Origin of the sequence: Gordonibacter faecis (assembly GCF_030077735.1) — a bacterium.
GTDB classification, from domain to species: Bacteria; Actinomycetota; Coriobacteriia; order Coriobacteriales; family Eggerthellaceae; genus Gordonibacter; species Gordonibacter faecis.
The window spans coordinates 202,303-219,191 of record NZ_JASJEU010000012.1 but is presented as its reverse complement, the minus strand read 5'-3'; the positions used below and the strand labels follow the sequence as shown (position 1 = coordinate 219,191).

General features: G+C 60.7%; 13 protein-coding genes and 1 pseudogene. 2 read left to right on the top strand and 12 right to left on the bottom strand.

Translation table 11 applies throughout. The annotated features are described in order from the left end of the window. Positions 1 to 273 precede the first annotated feature (273 nt). Positions 274 to 1,395 carry an SLAC1 family transporter gene (locus QNJ86_RS06060; protein ID WP_283831708.1) on the top strand — a complete coding sequence of 374 codons (1,122 nt, stop codon included), beginning with the start codon at positions 274 to 276 and terminating at the stop codon, positions 1,393 to 1,395. A 599-nt stretch (positions 1,396 to 1,994) separates the two neighbouring features. Further along, on the top strand, positions 1,995 to 2,957 hold the full coding sequence (locus tag QNJ86_RS06055; protein WP_283831707.1) for a D-2-hydroxyacid dehydrogenase: 963 nt from the start codon (positions 1,995 to 1,997) through the stop codon (positions 2,955 to 2,957). A gap of 141 nt (positions 2,958 to 3,098) precedes the next feature. On the opposite strand, the gene QNJ86_RS06050 is transcribed toward QNJ86_RS06055, so the two are convergent. The 12 genes and pseudogenes from QNJ86_RS06050 to QNJ86_RS05995 form a co-directional block, all read right to left on the bottom strand. Next, positions 3,099 to 3,920 (bottom strand): UTP--glucose-1-phosphate uridylyltransferase, encoded by an 822-nt coding sequence (locus QNJ86_RS06050; RefSeq protein WP_283831706.1) that lies wholly within the window; start codon positions 3,918 to 3,920, stop codon positions 3,099 to 3,101. Positions 3,921 to 4,072: 152 nt separating this feature from the next. Next, positions 4,073 to 4,264, bottom strand: a complete 192-nt coding sequence (locus QNJ86_RS06045) for a hypothetical protein (RefSeq protein ID WP_283831705.1) — start codon at positions 4,262 to 4,264, stop codon at positions 4,073 to 4,075. 51 nt (positions 4,265 to 4,315) lie between these two features. Next, entirely contained in the window at positions 4,316 to 5,086 is a 771-nt protein-coding gene (locus tag QNJ86_RS06040; protein WP_283831704.1) for a cytochrome c biogenesis protein, read from the bottom strand. Between the two features lie 16 nt (positions 5,087 to 5,102). Next, positions 5,103 to 5,819, bottom strand: coding sequence for a heme exporter protein CcmB (locus tag QNJ86_RS06035; protein ID WP_283831703.1), 717 nt, complete (start codon positions 5,817 to 5,819; stop codon positions 5,103 to 5,105). Further along, positions 5,820 to 6,485 (bottom strand): annotated as a pseudogene (locus tag QNJ86_RS06030) (ABC transporter ATP-binding protein); the annotation flags it as partial. 53 nt (positions 6,486 to 6,538) lie between these two features. Then, entirely contained in the window at positions 6,539 to 8,857 is a 2,319-nt protein-coding gene (locus tag QNJ86_RS06025) for a heme lyase CcmF/NrfE family subunit (RefSeq protein WP_283831701.1), read from the bottom strand. 73 nt (positions 8,858 to 8,930) lie between these two features. After that, positions 8,931 to 9,596, bottom strand: coding sequence for a cytochrome c maturation protein CcmE domain-containing protein (locus QNJ86_RS06020; protein WP_283831700.1), 666 nt, complete (start codon positions 9,594 to 9,596; stop codon positions 8,931 to 8,933). 290 nt (positions 9,597 to 9,886) lie between these two features. Further along, entirely contained in the window at positions 9,887 to 10,600 is a 714-nt protein-coding gene (gene cgr1 / locus QNJ86_RS06015) for a cytochrome c-type protein Cgr1 (protein ID WP_283831699.1), read from the bottom strand. Positions 10,601 to 10,871: 271 nt separating this feature from the next. Beyond that, positions 10,872 to 12,122, bottom strand: a complete 1,251-nt coding sequence (locus QNJ86_RS06010) for an ammonia-forming cytochrome c nitrite reductase subunit c552 (RefSeq protein WP_283831698.1) — start codon at positions 12,120 to 12,122, stop codon at positions 10,872 to 10,874. A gap of 195 nt (positions 12,123 to 12,317) precedes the next feature. Next, positions 12,318 to 13,793, bottom strand: a complete 1,476-nt coding sequence (locus QNJ86_RS06005) for an ATP-binding cassette domain-containing protein (protein WP_283831697.1) — start codon at positions 13,791 to 13,793, stop codon at positions 12,318 to 12,320. 350 nt (positions 13,794 to 14,143) lie between these two features. Then, positions 14,144 to 15,811 carry a formate--tetrahydrofolate ligase gene (locus QNJ86_RS06000; RefSeq protein ID WP_283831696.1) on the bottom strand — a complete coding sequence of 556 codons (1,668 nt, stop codon included), beginning with the start codon at positions 15,809 to 15,811 and terminating at the stop codon, positions 14,144 to 14,146. Between the two features lie 183 nt (positions 15,812 to 15,994). After that, on the bottom strand, positions 15,995 to 16,774 hold the full coding sequence (locus tag QNJ86_RS05995) for a type III pantothenate kinase (protein ID WP_283831695.1): 780 nt from the start codon (positions 16,772 to 16,774) through the stop codon (positions 15,995 to 15,997). Between the last annotated feature and the right edge of the window lie 115 nt (positions 16,775 to 16,889).

Here is a 16,889-nt window from a genome sequence, read left to right as displayed (position 1 = left end):
GCTGCGAAGCTGTGTAGCGCCCCATCTTGCCGCTTGTGCGCTTACCCTCGCGTACCCAAGGTACGCTCGGCCGCGCGGCGCGACAATCTGGAGCACCACACAGCTTCTCGCTGACTTACTACGCCAACCAGGGAGAGGGTGTTCAACCTGAAAGCGGGTGTTTCGACCAGGGATAAGCGAGCATCCTTCAACCGCCGGGGTATTTCCCATTGCATACCTGGTAACTCGGATTTATGATGGCGGTATCTTTTTGCGCGAGAAATGAGGGGCACCATGTACCTGAAGGATAAGGTGTCGAAGCTGCCGTTGCCGGTGGTGCCGGCGACGCTTGGCCTGTTTGTACTGAGCGGCGTGTACGATGCGCTGGGCTATCCCCTCGTGCGGTGGCTGGCCGCGGCGGTGTCGGTGGCTGTGGTGGTGCTGTATGGACTGAAGATTGCGTTCCATCTGCGCAGTGTGGTGGCGGCGGAGTACGCGAACCCCATGTTGGCTGCCCTCTACCCCACCCTCCCTATGCTCATCATGGCACTCTGCGCGTACTTCGCGCCGCTTCTACCCGGCGCATGGGGGCTGTTCGAAGGCATATTCTTCCTGATGCTGGGCATATTGTTCGTGCACGTAGCCGTGTTTTTCGTACGCTTCTTCGTGCGCCGCTTCGAGTGGAAAACGTTTATGCCCAGCTGGTACGTCACCACTAACGGCGTGATGGTGACCACGGTGGCAGGCATGGTGTTTATGCCGGAGCCGCTGGCCGTGGGCATTGTGGTGTGGGGCATCGCCATTTATGTGGTGGTGACGCCGTTTATGCTGTGGCGCATGAAGCGTTGCGAGGTAGCCGAGGCCATGATGCACTCTCAAGCCATTATGCTGGGACCGTGCAGCATGTGTCTGGTGTCGTACGTGAACGTGTTTCCGGAGCCGAACCTGGTGGTGCTGGCGGCGCTCTTTGCGTGCGAGGCCGTGTCACTTATATATGTAGTGTGGAAGTTGCCGAAGTTTTTCAGCGTAGCGTTCCACCCCGGCTATGCGGGCATGACGTTTCCCATGGCCGTGGGCGTGCTGGCTACGCGCTTGCTGGCTTCAGCACTGGCAGCAGCAGGGTACGGGGAGCTGGCGGCAGCGGTCCAGCAGCTTGCCGGCTTGCAGCTGGTGATGGCCACGGTCATTGTTGCTGTGGTGTGTGCGCGGTTTGCGGGCATGTTGGCTGCGGGATTGAAGGCCGACCGTTCTTCCGGGGCGCTTGCGCCCGAGCACCTGGCAGCACTGCGGGCGGTGCGGGCGTTCTTGCGCAGCGGATCTGGCGATGTGGCTGCGCCAACTGAAGATTTCGTACCCGTTGCGGCCGGCGTGGCCTGTGAGGTTGACTGCGAAGAGGTGGCAAACGCGAAGGCGTAGAAAACGGCTGTGGCAGAGCGGACGGGTTGTTTCGCGGACGGTTTTACCTAATTGTTACTTTCGAGGCCCCTGATTCACAAAACATGCACGTCGCGCTCATATGTTTTTCAAGGCCAACTTTTATACTAACGTCAGCAAACGAAAGGCTCCCCTCCTTTTCAGTTTGCCTCTGCTTTAACCCCTTAAAAGCAGAGCGGTGTCAAAGAACACCGCATCATCCCCTCCTTGTGGCCCGGCGGAGCTCCCCTCTCCCCGGGCCGATCTTTTTTTGTTCCGGCGGCCTGCCGGCCGCCGGAACTCCTCGACGCTGCGAAGCTGTGTGGTACCCCATCTTGCCGCTTGTGCGCTTGCCTTCGCGTACCAAAGTACGCTCAGCCGCGCGGCGCGGCAATCTGGTGCACCACACAGCTTCTCGCTGACTTACTACGCCAACCTGGGAGTGGGATGGATTCACCAACCTGGGAGGTAATGTTTTCAACCTGTGGGGCCATGCTTCCTCCTGGTTACCTTGTTGTGGCGGTGGGCGAGCGGGGGTGGAGGCGCGCGTGGGGGCTGATACAATCGCGAAAAAACCATTTGGCTCTCGGAAGGAGCGCGCTATGAACATTGTTATCCTTGAGGGGTGTGTAAACAATCCGGGCGATCTGAGCTGGGATGCGCTTTCGCAGTTTGGCCAGGTGACAGTCTATGACCGCACGTCGCGCGACGAGTTGGCGGAGCGCGTGGCCGAAGCTGAGGTGGCGGTATCGAGCAAGGTACGCTGGGATGCCGAGGCGCTTTCGTGGGCACCGAACCTCAAGATGATCGCTCTCACCTCCACCGGCTTCAACGTGGTTGACCTGGACGCAGCGCGCGAGCGCGGCGTGGTGGTGTCAAACGTGCCGGCCTACTCCACGCCCGATGTGGCTCAGATGACCTTCGCTCTTCTGTTGGAGCTGTGTCTACATGTAGGCGAACACTCCGAACTGGTCATGGACGGCGACTGGACGCGCGCAAAGGATTTCTCGTTCTGGAAAACTCCGCTGATTGAGCTTCAGGGCAAGACACTCGGCATCGTGGGTATGGGCAGCATCGGCCAGGCAGTCGCCCGCATCGCGCGCGCCTTCGGCATGCCGGTAGTGTTCGCGAACCACCGCCCCAAGCCCGAGGCCGAAGGCGACGGCATCCGCCAGGTACCGCTCGACGAGCTTCTGACCATGGCCGACTTCGTATCGCTACACGTACCAGCCACGCCCGAGACAAACAACATGATGAACGCCGAAACCCTCGCTCGCATGAAAGATGGCGCCATGCTCATCAACACCGCGCGCGGCACTCTGGTCGACGAGCAGGCCGTCGTGAACGCCCTCCACTCTGGCAAACTGGCCGGTTTCGCCGCCGACGTAGTATCCGAAGAACCCATGAGCCCCGACAACCCCCTCCTCCAAGCAAAGGGCGAGAACATCGTAGTCACCCCCCACATAGCCTGGGCCACCCACGAAGCAAGAGAGCGCCTCCTGTCCGTAGTAGCCGCCAACGTAAGCGCCTTCGTGGAAGGGAAACCACAGAACGTGGTGGATTAAAAAACAACGGGTCGTTCGTAACGTCAGCGAGAAGGGCGCTGGCGCCCGAGATTCGTGGGATCGCGGCAGCGAAGCGTACTGTGGTACGCGAGTTGCCGGGATCGCGCGAAGCTTGGGTGCCAGAGCCCTTCGCAGCGTCGACTAGTTCCGTCGTTCGGCAGAACGACGGAACAAGATGTTGTTGGTTTCGAGCCAGCTTTCTACGGTACCGGTGTCGAAGCCGTCGGTGGGATCGATGATCAGGGCATACATCTCTTCTTCTTTGAGTACGGCGTCCAAAGCGTCGGTCAGTTGAATCTCGCCACCCACGCCGGGCTGCACGTCGGCCAACAACTCCATCACGCGGGGCGACAGCAGGTAGCGGCCAAACACAGCCAGGTTCGACGGCGCATCCTCAAGCGCCGGCTTCTCCACCAAGGCGTCCACCTTCCACACATCGTCGGCCACAGCCGCACCGGCGATGACGCCGAAGCGGCTCACCTGATCGTCCGGCACCGGCATGACAGCAATCACACTCGCGCCGCCGTGCGCGTCGGATACCTCCTGCATGCGAGGCAACATCTGATTGTCGGGCACCAGCACGTCACCCAGCAGCACGTAGAAGGGCTCGCCAGCCGTCTTCACAGCAGCGCAGTGCACGGCGTGGCCCAGGCCCAGTGCCTCGTCCTGGTACACATAGCTCACGTTGTAGTTCCCCACCTGTTCCACCAGGTCGGCGTACTTATCCTTGCCGCGAGCGCGCAGCGTGGCCACCAGCTCCGGGTTCGGCGAGAAGTGGTCCTCGATGGCCTTCTTCTCACGGCTGTTGATGATAACCACCTCGTCGGCCGCCGACGCCAAACCCTCCTCCACCACGTACTGGATGGCCGGACGATCAACCACAAGCAGCATTTCCTTCGGCTGCGCTTTCGTGGCGGGCAGAAAACGCGTGCCGAGACCGGCGGCAGGAATAAGAGCCTTCATGGACGGGTGCCTTTCTCGCAAGGTACAGGGACAAAAGCGAGGACGCCGCGATCGGGCGGCGTCCTCAACGAATCGCTCGCGCTATTGTAGCACGAGCGAACAGGTGGCAGGCGACCCTACGGCGAACCTGCACGTAAGCGTAGCAGTGGCGCCTACAGCGTCGTATTCTTCTGCTCCGCGATGGCCTCTTCCAGCACGGCCATCTGCGCCTCGGCCTTCTTGTAGCCAAGCATGATAATGAGCACGTACACCAGCAGCGCCACCCACATGAGCGCATACGCGCCAATGATGAACGGCATCGACGGAGCAACCGTGCTGTAAATCTCGGTGAGAATGGGATTCATACTAATCAACCAACCTTTCGCATGCTCAACCGCACATCGGCGGTCAAACCCTTAATCTTCCAACTGCTCCTTCAGCGCCTCGACGCGCTCGGTCAGGCGCACCTGACGGAAGCGCAGGCGATACAGCGCAAAGCCCACCATCATGATGCCCAGCAGGCAGAACATAAGCGTGATGCCCATGTCGCTTGACATGCCGCCCTCGCGCACCACCACCGGGTGGATGCTTGAGGGGATGAGGCGCGTCACCATAAAACAGATGGGTACGTCGATGAGCGCGATAATGGCAAGTACGGCTCCGTAGGTGGCGCGGCGTTCGGGCTCGTCGATGGCGTTGCGCAGGATGAAGTACGCGATGATGATAAGCATCAGAATAAGATAGGTGGTCAGGCGCGGATCCCACGTCCACCACACGCCCCACTCGAAGCGCGTCCACAGGTCGCCCGTGATCATGGTGCACGCCACGAACAAAAGCGCAATTTCCATGGCAATCTTCGAGCATGTGTCGAAACGGCGGTTCTTCGTCATAAGGAAGCGCACCGCGTAGTAGCCCGCGAACGCCAGCGCCACAAACGACGTGATGGCCACCGGCATGTGGAAGTAGAATATTTTCTGCGACAGAAGCAGCACATGAGTGACCATCTGGCCGCCGATCATTTCGACACCGCTCACCGCCGCGCCGTTCACGGGCGAGGCCCAGAGAAACGCCAGCAAAAAGCCAATAGTCGATAGCACGATGCCCACCACGAGCACCACCGGCGCAATCCGGTCGGGCCACTGCCCCGCTTCCGGCAGCTTAAGCGCCTTTTTCTCCTTCTCGCTCATATAGCCCCTTCTCTCTTTAAGCGCTTATCACAAAATCGTACAGTACCCAGCTAGCGAGGATCATGATGACATCGTAGCCGGCACCGAGTGCGAGCGACGTCAGCATCACATCCGCGTAGCCCTCCGCGCCCACGATGGCGGCGGTCGTCGCCGACACGCACGCGTACAGCAGCGGGAAAATCAGCGGAATGAACAGCACCGCCAGCATCACGTCCTTGCCGCGCGTGTTCACCGTGATGGTGGACAGCAGCGTGCCGATGCCCGCCACACCGATGGTACCCACCAAAAGTGGGATAATCAGCAGCCAAAAACTTTCGGACGGCGTAGTGGTAGTCAGGAAGAAGAAATAGAACAGCGGCACTGAAATCACTTCCACCACCAGCAGAAACAGGAGGTTGGAAGTAGACTTCGCCAGGAACACCACCGAGCGATCCATCGGCACCAAGAGAATGCCCTCAAGGCAGCCCTGCTCCTTCTCGTGCGCAAACGAACGGTTCAGGCCAAGCAGCGACGTAAACACGATGAGCGCCCACAGAAGGCCGCCACTCATCTGCAAGATGTCGGTGGTCTGCGAGGTTTGCGCCAGCGCCGCGCCGTACACAATGAGCACGAGCAGCGCGTAGATGCCCATGGATGTGAGCATTTCCTTCGTGCGGAATTCCTGCTCGAGGTCTTTGCGCAGCAGCGTCTTGTACTGCTGGAACGTCGAGGGCTTTTTCAGCGCGACTGCCATTTACGCCACCCCCATGCCAACCGTCGTGCGATACAAGGCCGCAAACTCGTCGAAGTCAAACGCATCCTTCTCGTCAAACGCTACCACTTTGCCCTTCGCCAACACGAGTGCATGCGTGCACATGGCGAAACCCTTCTGCAAGTCGTGGCTCACCATGACGAAGGTGCGTCCTTCGCGCTGCTGCTCGATAAGTTCGTCGAAGATTTCCACCGCATGCGGGTCAAGACCCGAGTACGGCTCATCCAAAAACACCACGTCGGGGTCATGAATGAGCGCCCGAGCGATGGAAAGACGCTGCGTCATGCCGCGCGAGAACGTGCGCACCACATCAAGCCGGCGGTGCTTCAACTCCACCGCCTCCAGCAGCTCCATAACGCGCGCCTCGGGGTTCTCCACTCCGTAGAGGCGCGCGTAAATCATCAGGTTCTGCTCCGCCGTGAGGTCGGGATACAGCATCGAGTTGTGCGAAATGAGGCCAATATGGTCGCGTGCCTTGTCGGGATCCTCCTTCAGATCAACCCCCATAAGCGTGGCCTTGCCCGAAGTCGCCCGCGAAAGCGTTGACAGCACGCGCAGAAGCGTCGTCTTCCCCGCCCCATTCGGCCCAAAGATGGACAGAAACGCCCCCTGCGGAACCTCAATCGACACGTTGTCAACCGCCCGGCGGTTCCCGAACACCTTCGAAAGCTTATGAGTCTCAATGGCCGCAACCACAACAACTACGCCTTCTTCTCGTCTGTCAAATTTTTACCGCCGTCTTCGCAGGCGCCATCCTCCGAAGCTCCCTCGGAGCGAGCGGGGTCGGCGGCGTCCACCAAGCGAGTTCCGCAGCTCTGCGAGGACTGTTTGAGCGACTGGACGTTGCCGACCCCGCTCGCGGTCTCACTGGTAGAATCATCCGACTTCCGCTTAGCCCCACGGCGCCCAAGCGTCGCCACCACGACGCCCACCATCAGCAGCCCAAACCCTATCCACACCTCGGCAATCAACGGGTTCACGCGCACATCCATGGAGAAGTCGCCGTCTTTGTTCACACCCTTGTATACCACGAACAGGTCCTCCGTGGGGAACGAGATTACACCCGCCACCAGCTTTTGTTGCTGCGTGGACTGCACCAGCTGCACGGCCGGCGACACCGAGCCCACGAACTGACCGTCTTTGTACACGTCGTAGTTCACGGTGTACAGAATGTCGTCGCCGTTTTCCATCTCGGTAATGTCGTTCGACGTGTACTTCAGCGTGAAGTCCTGAATGGTGAAGTCTTCGGCCGTATCGGCAGCCTCGTCGTAGTTCACGTAGGCAACCTTTTCCGTGACGTACATCGACGAGCCGATGAGGCCCACCAAAATCACGGCCATGGCCAGGTGCGATAGGAAGCCGCCGAACGACGAAGCACGGTTCACCAGCATGCCCAGCGTGGCGCCGAACACGTTGCCGCCGTGCTTCTCCTTGTATGCGCGAATGCCGCGCCCCAACATGAACAGCGAGTTAAAGAACAGCAGGCTGGCCACCAAGAAGCCTACCACCGCAAGACCGTTGTAGTACCACGACGGCCCCTCGTCGGCCAGGCCCTCAGCGTTCGTGCCGCCAGCCGCAATCATGGCGTCGTAGCTGGGAAGCAGGTACGTCACGAAGTACACCATGAGCACGGCAAACAGCACCAGCGCGCACACGCCGGGAATGCGCGCGCGCTTCCAGAACTGCTTGCCCTCGGTCTTGCCCCACGAAAGCAGCGGACACACGGCCAGAATAAGCAGGTAGATAACGCCCAACGGACGCGCAATAGCATTGTAAGTGCCGGCCGACAGCGACTGGCCGCCGAACGGCATCCACGCAGGCAGCGCGGAAGAAATGGTCATGTACGCCAACAGGAACGTGAACACAATCATGATGACGTTGTTAAAGTAGTAAGCGGCGTCCTTCGACAGCATGTTCTCCACGTCGTCCGCGCCCGCCTTAGCCGGGCCAAACGACTTCCAACGCACCACCAGGCCCACGATGCCGGCCAACACCGACGCAATAATAAGTGCGCCGAACAGCACGAGCGACACCGGGTCACCCTCGAACGCGTGCACCGACTGCACCAACCCCGAACGCGAAATAAACGTACCCACAATGACGAATGCCAGCGTGAGACATGCGCACATCACCGACCAGCGCTTAAACGCGCCGCGCTGGCGATACACCGTGAAGCTGTGGATGAGCGCCACGCCCACCAGCCACGACAGCAAGCTGGCGTTCTCGACCGGGTCCCAGCCCCAGTAGCCGCCCCAGCCAAGCACCACGTAGGCCCACACGGCGCCCAAGCCAATGCCGAAGCCCAGGAACAGCCACGAGAACAGGGCATAGCGCTGTGAGCGCACCACCCACGTCTTCGACGAATCGTTCACAATGAGCGCCGCAATGGCGTACGCGAACGGAATGGTGAGGCCCGCGTAACCCACGAACAGGGTGGGCGGATGAATGGCCATAGCCCAGTGCTCCAGCAGCGTGTTCATGCCCCAGAGCGCCGCCTCGCCACGCAGCGAGCCGTCAGCGTTGAAGTACGACGCCGCCATGGCGGTAAACGGCATATTGCTCTCCGAGAACAGCAGCACACCTACAAACGCTGCCAGCACAATTTGCGACACCAGCAGTGCCATGGAGTCCAGTTTCTCCAGCCGCTTCATGTTGCGCACCGCCACCACCGAGTTGAACACGGCAATAAGCCACGCCCAGAACAGCAGCGAGCCTTCGCGTCCAGCCCACAGGCCTGCCAACTTGTAAAGCCAGCTAAAGTCGCCCGAAGCGTTGCTGTGATAGTGCACCACGTATTCGATGGACGTGTCGCCCGTCATGAAGCAGTACACCAACACAGCGCAGCACGCCGTCAACCCTATGGCGGACACCAATGCCGCCACGTGGCCACCCCAGGTGAGCGTGGCTCCAACGCCATCGGGGTTCTTGCGACGCATAAGGCCGCCCACAACCAAACAGATGATGGATACCGCAACGGCCGCAAACGACACGAGCAGCCCCATCAGACCGAAGAGAGACATAGAGGTTCCTTCCGAAGCGGCCGCGCGGGGCGGCCGCCTGTATTCCTAGGGATGTTTCCGGCAGCGCGTCGCGCTAGCCCTCAAGCGCGACATTGGTCGCATGGAACTTGCCATCGGCGTTGATTGAGCCGGTAAGCACGAGCGACGAGCCATCCTTCACCTCGTCAGACAGCGCGTCGTCGAACACCACAGGCATCTCGGTGGTGCCTTCGGCATCCACCAACACGAAGCGGTCGCCCTGCCCCGCGGCAGCCAGCGTGCCCGCTTTCACGGTGCCCGCCACCTTCACGGTTTTGTCCAGCACGCTATCGCCGTAGTCCAGCAGCTGCGCCACGCCCAAGGCATCGGTGGCATTTTCGTACTTCGACGGACACTTGGTCACAAGCTCACTCGCGCGCAGCACGCCGTCAGCGCCCACTTTGCCGGTGCAGATGGCCGTCACGTCGTTGCCAAACGTGGCCGCCACGCCACCCTCATAGCTCACGCGCACATACTGCATGGGGTCCCCATCGGGGTCGTAAATGTCGAACGTGAGAACGTTGCCCTCTGTCTTGAAGGAGTTCTCCACCACGTTACCCGACACCTGAATCTTCTGGTCTTGATACTGGCCACTGACTGCGTCGGCCACCGTGACGGCCTTCGCAGACGAGCTGCCGCCCACCACTGCCAGAACAACGACCAGCACAATAATGATGATACCGGTCACCACCACCAGGCGCCGTTTCGTTTTCGCGTTCACGTTCGCCTCCTCCTCATATAATCTCCCGACAATTGTCACGTACTCCAAAGTTCCGAAGGACGGAAGCGGGGTGAATTCAAAGATTCACCATGTTGCCTCCCGTGTGTGCCCATCTGGCTGCGAGAGCCCTGCTCACAAGGCGCCCTCTCTCTCAAAGGGGCCCGTTTCCATTCTTCGAGGCTTTGAAAAGGAAGCCCGTCCAAGCGTTTTTTAGTTTCGCTTGAGGCGGGCTTCCTCTTCGTTATGCAATTGACGCTTGCTGTGCGCTCGCACGCACTGCGGGTCTGGCGCTACGAGTTCAGGCTGTTCGCCTGGCTGTAGGTCAACCAGCCTTCCGGCACGTACGCATCGGTGTGGCACTGCGTGCAGGCGTTCACCGACGCACGGTGAGCCTTGTGGCAGTTGCTGCACGCCTGCTCGTTGTGCTGCGGCGTGTGCGGGTTGTACTTGCCCAGCTCAGACGTGGCCGCAATCAGGTCGTCACGCGTCTGCGTATGACAGGCCTCGTTCAGGCAGAACTGATCTTCCTCAAGGCCGCGCGCTGCAACCAGCTCTTCCAGGTCGCGCTCCTCCAGCGGGTAGTAGTAGTTACCCGAAATCCAGCTCATGCCCTCGGACACCTGCTCGCCGATGGTCGGAACGTGACAGCTCATGCACGTAGCCTCGGCACCGCCCTGATCCTTCGACACGCGGTGCACGGCGGCCATCATGCCGCTGGCATCCGCCACGTCGTTGCCCCACTTGTCAACGGCCGGCTGGCCCGGTTCCGCCTCGTACGTCGGCAGATACGGATCCATCGGCGTGTGGCAGATTGCGTTGCAGAAACTCGGCTGCTCATGCCAAACCCAGAAGCCGGCACCGGCTGCAATCAGAACAACCACGACAACGCCAACGACGATGGGCCACTTCTTCCCCTTCTTCTTGGGAGCGGGCTCATTGGTCGTGGAGCTTTCGGTCTCGGACGTCTCGGCGGCGGCTTCCACTTTGGCTTCCTCTTCGCTCATTCTCCTTAACCCCCTTTCATGCTGACTCGATTCGCCCCGCCTTGCGCGCGGAAACCGAAGGCTTCCGTCAAGGCGCGGCACGTTACTTGATGAATACTAGCCGTCGCTCGGCCAAAAACCTATCACCCATTTGGGGGGAAATAGCCCGTTTTACCCCCATTTTTCGTGTGAATCAGCCGTGACACCATGGAGCGAGGGCTTGAAGTGGCAAGAAGGGGAAGCGGCGTGCTTCCCCTTCCGCACCGGAGTGGAGAGACCGGTTGCCTTGCGGCTAGAACATCGCCAGAGCCTTGTCCACGGCGGCCTCGGACTTGTTTAGCGTGTCCTGAGCCAGCGCGGAGTTGTGGGCGCCGTCGCTGTTCTCCACCATGACCCAATCCCAGTAGAACTGAGCCGTGCGGTTAAGGTCGCGGATCTGGTTGAGCTCGTCCTCGCTCTTGGAGCCGTTGTTCACAGCGTCCGTGAGCTTGTTGTTGAGCGTGACCAGCTTGTCGCCGATGCTGTTGACGCGGGCGATAGCGACGGCCTGCTTGGCCTTCACAGTCGCCGTGATGTCCTCGTGGCACTTGGAGCAGTCGTTGGCGATAAGCTCCTGGTTGTCCAGCGGACTCGTCCAGTTGTGGTTGTCGAACTCTAGACCGTCAGCGCTCTTCGTCGTGCCCATGTGGCAGTCGGAGCAGCTGTAGCCAAGCTTGGCCATGGGGGCCATGTCGCCACCATACATCGTCTCGAACTCGGGGTGCTGCACCTTGATCTGCTTGGTGCCGTTCGTCGGGTTGGTGTGATCGACGTAGTTGATGGAGTTCTCGTACGCCAGCACCTTTTCCGGCGTGGCCTCGGCCAGGCCCTTCCACGGGTTCTCGGCCGACTTGTTCTCATTCGGGAACAGGTACTCGTTGTGGCACTGGCCGCACGACATGGCACCTTCGGGCACCTGGGAAATGTCGTCGCCCACGGCATCAACGAAGAACTGGCGGATGGCCTTGGAGCCGTCGGCCGGGCTGTTCTCGTGGCAGTCGTAGCAGCTGATAGGCTCAGTGACCTGGGCCTCCATCTCGTGGATGTCGGACTTGTTCAGCGTGGGGTCAGCGTCCTGCTTCAGGATGAATTCCGAAGACTTGCAGGTCAGGCAGTTAGCCGTCTTGGGGTTGCGCCCCGTCTCCTGAATGTCCGTCAGCGAGTACGTGTGACCGTTCGGCTCGGCGTAGAACTTCGAGAAAGCGGAGCCGGCCCAAATGGTTTGGATCTGCGGGTAGATTTGTGTGTAATCGCCCGGATCCTTGTTCTCGTCATTCATTTTGTACGTGGCATACTCGTTCGGATACACGTCCTTCCACGCCTCGGCCGTGATGATGCCATTATCGTTCGGTGCGGGGATTTTGATGTCCACCGCGCTATCACTTTCCTTCGTAACGTTTTCGGTCTGCTGGGGCGCGCACGCCGCCAAGCCCAAAACCAAAACGCAAACGCACGTGAGGGAAAGCCATAGATGAGTCTTCTTGCTTGCAATGATAGATTTCATCAAAGCATCTCCTCCCTTCGACCTTCGACCTTTGACGATCTCTCCTTCACGAAATATACACTTTTTTTCGCGCAATAGTGACGCTGCAGCCCGAGTTCGGGAATTCCCATTCCAGCCATAGGGAAAAACCCTCCCCCCATTTATCCGCAGATCAGAATGCAAGTGGAGGGAGGGCGCAAGGGCTGGAGGTGGCGCTTACTGCACGGTTACCTTTCCCTCGTCGACAACCCAACGAATGGTGGTGCACGCGGTGAGGAAATCATCGTCGTGCGAGACGACGATGAGCGCGCCGGGGTAGGCGGCGAGCGCGCGTTCGAGGGCCTCGGCCGAGTGAAGGTCCAGGTGGTTGGTGGGTTCGTCCATGACGATGAGGGCGGGTTGGTTCAGCACGCCCTCCGCCAGCATGAGTTTGCGCAACTCACCGGGGCTGACATCGCGCCCGGCAAGAATGCGCTTTGCGTCCGAATTGAGCTGCGTGACCAGGGAAAGGATGCGCCCACGGCGCGCCTCATCGGCGGAGCGCACGCTGGCAATAAGGTGGCGCGCCGTGTGAGGCGGCACCTCCTGGGGAATGACGAGCGCAGGAATGTCCGCGGGCAACTGGCCGAGCAGATGCGTAACAAGCGTTGACTTACCTGCGCCATTGGGGCCGGAAATGCCTATGTGGTCGGTGTTGCCGAGGGCCAACTTCGGCAGGGCAAGCGTGCGCACGCCACAGGGAATGCTGTGCGCGTCTTTGAACAGGAGCGTGGCGCGAGGGCTTGGGGAGGCATCTAGCCACAGCGACCCATCGTAGCGCTTTGCCACGGAGATGCGGTGCGCTTCTTGATGGGCCCGTGCCTGACGTGCTTTTATGGTTGAGGCGAGCGCACCCGCCTTGCCATCTTGACCAGAAACCGCCGCCAAGCGCCGCTTTGCGCGCCCATCGCTGTCGTGCTTGTCGAGGTGCCGCGCGCTCAGGCGCGATGCCGTGCGAGCAGCCTGATGCGCCCGCGCGTCAGCTTCAGCAGCAAGCCGCGCCGCCTCGCGTTTGGCGGTTGCTTTCTTAGCCGCCGCTTCTGTCTGCTCACGTTCGTACTGGTTGTGCCCTTGGTCGTAGGAACCTGGCCGCAGAGTCCAAGTGCCGTTTTCGAACATGAGACAACTCTTAACCAGCCGGTTCAGGAGCATGCGGTCATGCGAAACCAAGAGGCCGATTCCCCGGTATTCTTCGAGTGCACCTGCCAGCGCCTCGCGACAGCGCGCGTCAACGTGGTTGGTGGGTTCATCGAGGGCGAGCACCTCCGGGCGTTGCCATAGGGCCACGGCCACCTGGATTTTCTTACGTTCGCCGAAGCTGAGGTGGTCAAAGCGCCACAGCATTTCGTCATCAATGTCCAAGCGTTCACGCAGCACCATCGCTTCGCGCGACCAGTCGCATGCGAAGTCTTCCAGCAGCGCGGGCGGCGCGCTGGCATCCTGCGAGCAATACGCGCTCGTACGGCGAGGAACCACCTCTCCCGCATCGGGCGTCACCAAGCCACACGCGATGCGCGCAAGCGTGCTCTTGCCGCAACCGTTGTCACCCACAATGCCGCACCACCCTTCGTCGAAGGTGGCCGAAACGTCGCTGAGTGCTGGCAGCGGCGAGCCGGGATAGGTATAGGTAATAGTGCGCAGGGTAAGAACCATAGCTAACCTCCTTAAACTACGGAGGCCCTGCTTGCGGAAAACTCGCAGAGTGAATGGCGCGATACGCACCAGTACGTCGAAACGCAGAAAGGGGCAAACCGTGAAGCTGCGATGCTTATCCGTGCAAGGCCAAACGCCCGCAGGCGCAAGGAATACGTCGGATGAAATGCACCACTAAAACTTCAAGTATCGCTCTCCTTCTCGAGCAGCCACGTGGCATAGAGGCAGCTGCAAACCAAACAACAACGGCGCCGAGTGTACCACGCATTTACTCGTGAGAACAAGAGAGAACCAAGGAGAAACTGAAATAGCAAAGCCCGGGAATAACTCCCGGGCTCCCAATTACCCGTTTAGAACAGTCCGGAAATCTTGCCGGTTTCGTCGACGTCGATCTTGAAGGCGGCGGGGGTTTTGCCGAGGCCGGGCATGGTCATGATGCTGCCGGTGAGGGCTACCACGAAGCCAGCGCCAGCGGACACCTTCGCATCGCGCACGGTGATGCGGAAATCGCGCGGCGCACCGAGTTTCTTCTGATCGTCGGAGAAGCTGTACTGCGTCTTCGCCATGCACACGGGCATGTTGCCGAAGCCCAGGCTCTCCAACTTGGCCAGTTCAGCCGCAGCTTTCGGCTCGAAGTCTACGCCGTCGGCATGATAGATACGCGTAGCAATGGCCTCAATCTTCTCGCGCAGCGACACGTCGTCGCCGTAGGCAAACTGGAAGTTATTCGGCTGCTCGCACAGGCGTACCACCTCGGCGGCAAGCGCCTGGCCGCCTTCGCCGCCCTTCGCCCACACCTCGGACAGCGCCACGTTCACACCCAACTCGCGGCACTTTTCCTCCACGAGCGCCAACTCGGCCTCGGTATCGGTGGGGAAACGGTTGATGGCCACCACGCACGGCAACTGATACACCTGCGTGATGTTCTCCACATGCTGCAGCAGGTTCGGCAGGCCCGCTTCCAAGGCCTCAAGGTTCTCCTCCCCCAGGTCGGCCTTCGCCACACCGCCGTGATTCTTCAGCGCGCGCACCGTGGCAACCACTACCACGGCGTCGGGCTTCAAACCCGCCAGGCGGCACTTGATGTCGAGGAACTTCTCCGCACCCAGGTCGGCACCAAAACCGGCCTCGGTCACGCAGTAGTCGCCGAGCGCCATTGCCATGCGCGTGGCCATGATGGAGTTGCAGCCGTGCGCGATGTTCGCAAACGGGCCGCCATGCACGAATGCGGGCGTGCCCTCCAAAGTCTGCACGAGGTTCGGCTTCAGCGCGTCCTTCAGCAGCGCCGCCATGGCACCCTCGGCGTGCAGGTCGTGCGCTGTGACCGGCTTGTCGTCGTAGGTGTAGCCCACCACGATGCGGCCGAGGCGCTCCTTCAAGTCGGTGATCGACGTGGCCAGACAGAAGATAGCCATAACCTCGGAGGCCACCGTGATGTCGAAGCCGTCCTCGCGCGGCACGCCGTGTGCCTTGCCGCCCAGGCCATCCACGATGTTGCGCAGTTGGCGGTCGTTCATGTCCACCACGCGCTTCCACGTGATTTTGCGCACGTCGATGCCCAGTTCATTGCCGTTGTGAATGTGCGCGTCAAGTAGTGCCGCCAGCAGGTTGTTCGCCGCGCCGATGGCGTGGAAGTCGCCTGTGAAGTGCAGGTTAATATCCTCCATGGGCACCACCTGGGCATAACCGCCGCCAGCCGCGCCACCCTTGATGCCGAACACGGGGCCGAGCGACGGCTCGCGCAGCGCCACCACCACGTTCTTGCCCTGGCGCGCCAGCGCGTCGGCCAGACCCACCGTAGTGGTGGTTTTGCCCTCACCGGCCGGCGTGGGGTTGATGGCCGTCACCAGAATCAGCTTGCCCGGCGTGTGTTCGACGTCGGTAAGCAGGTTATAGTCCACCTTCGCCTTATTAGTGCCGTACATTTCCAGGTACGACTCGGGCACGCCCGCCTTCTCAGCGATAACGCTGATGTGCTCCGGCTTCGTGGCCTGGGCAATTTCAATGTCGCTCAACACGTCGGGCCCTTCCTTTCCTCAGCTTCACAAGGGAAAAGCCACAGCCTTCCCCTTCTCTCGTCTCACCTCATTCTACTGGTTTTAACCCGCGCGTTCGCCCTCGTTCCCCCAAGTGCCAACAAATACCAGCAGCCGGAACGTGCCAAGCCGAAACGGATTCTCTTACTATATATAGTAAGAAGTTTAGGCCGCGTTGCCCTTGCGGGCCTCGTGGATGAGGCGTAGGCCTTCGAGGGTTAGTTCGCTGTTGATGGCGGTGATGGTGCTTGATTGTTCGGCCACGCGTGAGGCCAGGCCGCCCGTTGCCACCACAGGGGCTTCGTAGCCCAGTTGGGCGAAGATGCGACGCACCAGGCCATCTACGCGGTCGGCCTCGCCGTAGACAATGCCGGCCTGAATGGCCTCTTCCGTGCTGTGACCGATGGCCGTGTGAGGGTCAACCAGGTCGATGGCCGCCAAGCGCGTGGCGCGCGAGAACAGCGCCGCGGCGCTCGTGTCCACACCCGGCGCAATGACACCGCCGATAAAGCGCCCCTTATGGTCGATGACCTCGATATTCGTCGCCGTACCAAAGTCCACCACCACCACGGGCGCACCGTACAGCACGCGCGCTGCCACGGCATCCGCCACGCGATCGGCCCCAATTTCGCCAGGGTTCGCATACGTCGTGGGGAACAACTCACCTGCCGCTTCGGCCGTACACACCAGCGGCGCGGCACCCAGCATACGCTCAAGTGCGGCACACCACGCCTGCGTGAGCTGCGGCACCACCGAGGCCAACGCCGCACCGCGCACCGCTTCGCGCGCAATGCCCTCGGACGCCAGCAGCGGCTCCACTTTCACGCGCAACTCATCGGCCGTGTGGCTTTTGTTCGTAGCCACGCGCCACATGTGTTCCAGATGTTCGCCGTCATACACGCCCACCACGGTTTGCGTGTTCCCCACGTCGATAGCAAGTAACATGTTTTTGACAAACCCCCTCGAAAGCAGGCACTCTAGACGGGAACGGATATAGTTGCAGCTATTCATTATATCAAGCGGATACCCGCCCCATCGTCTGACACTGCGCTCGTAGAAA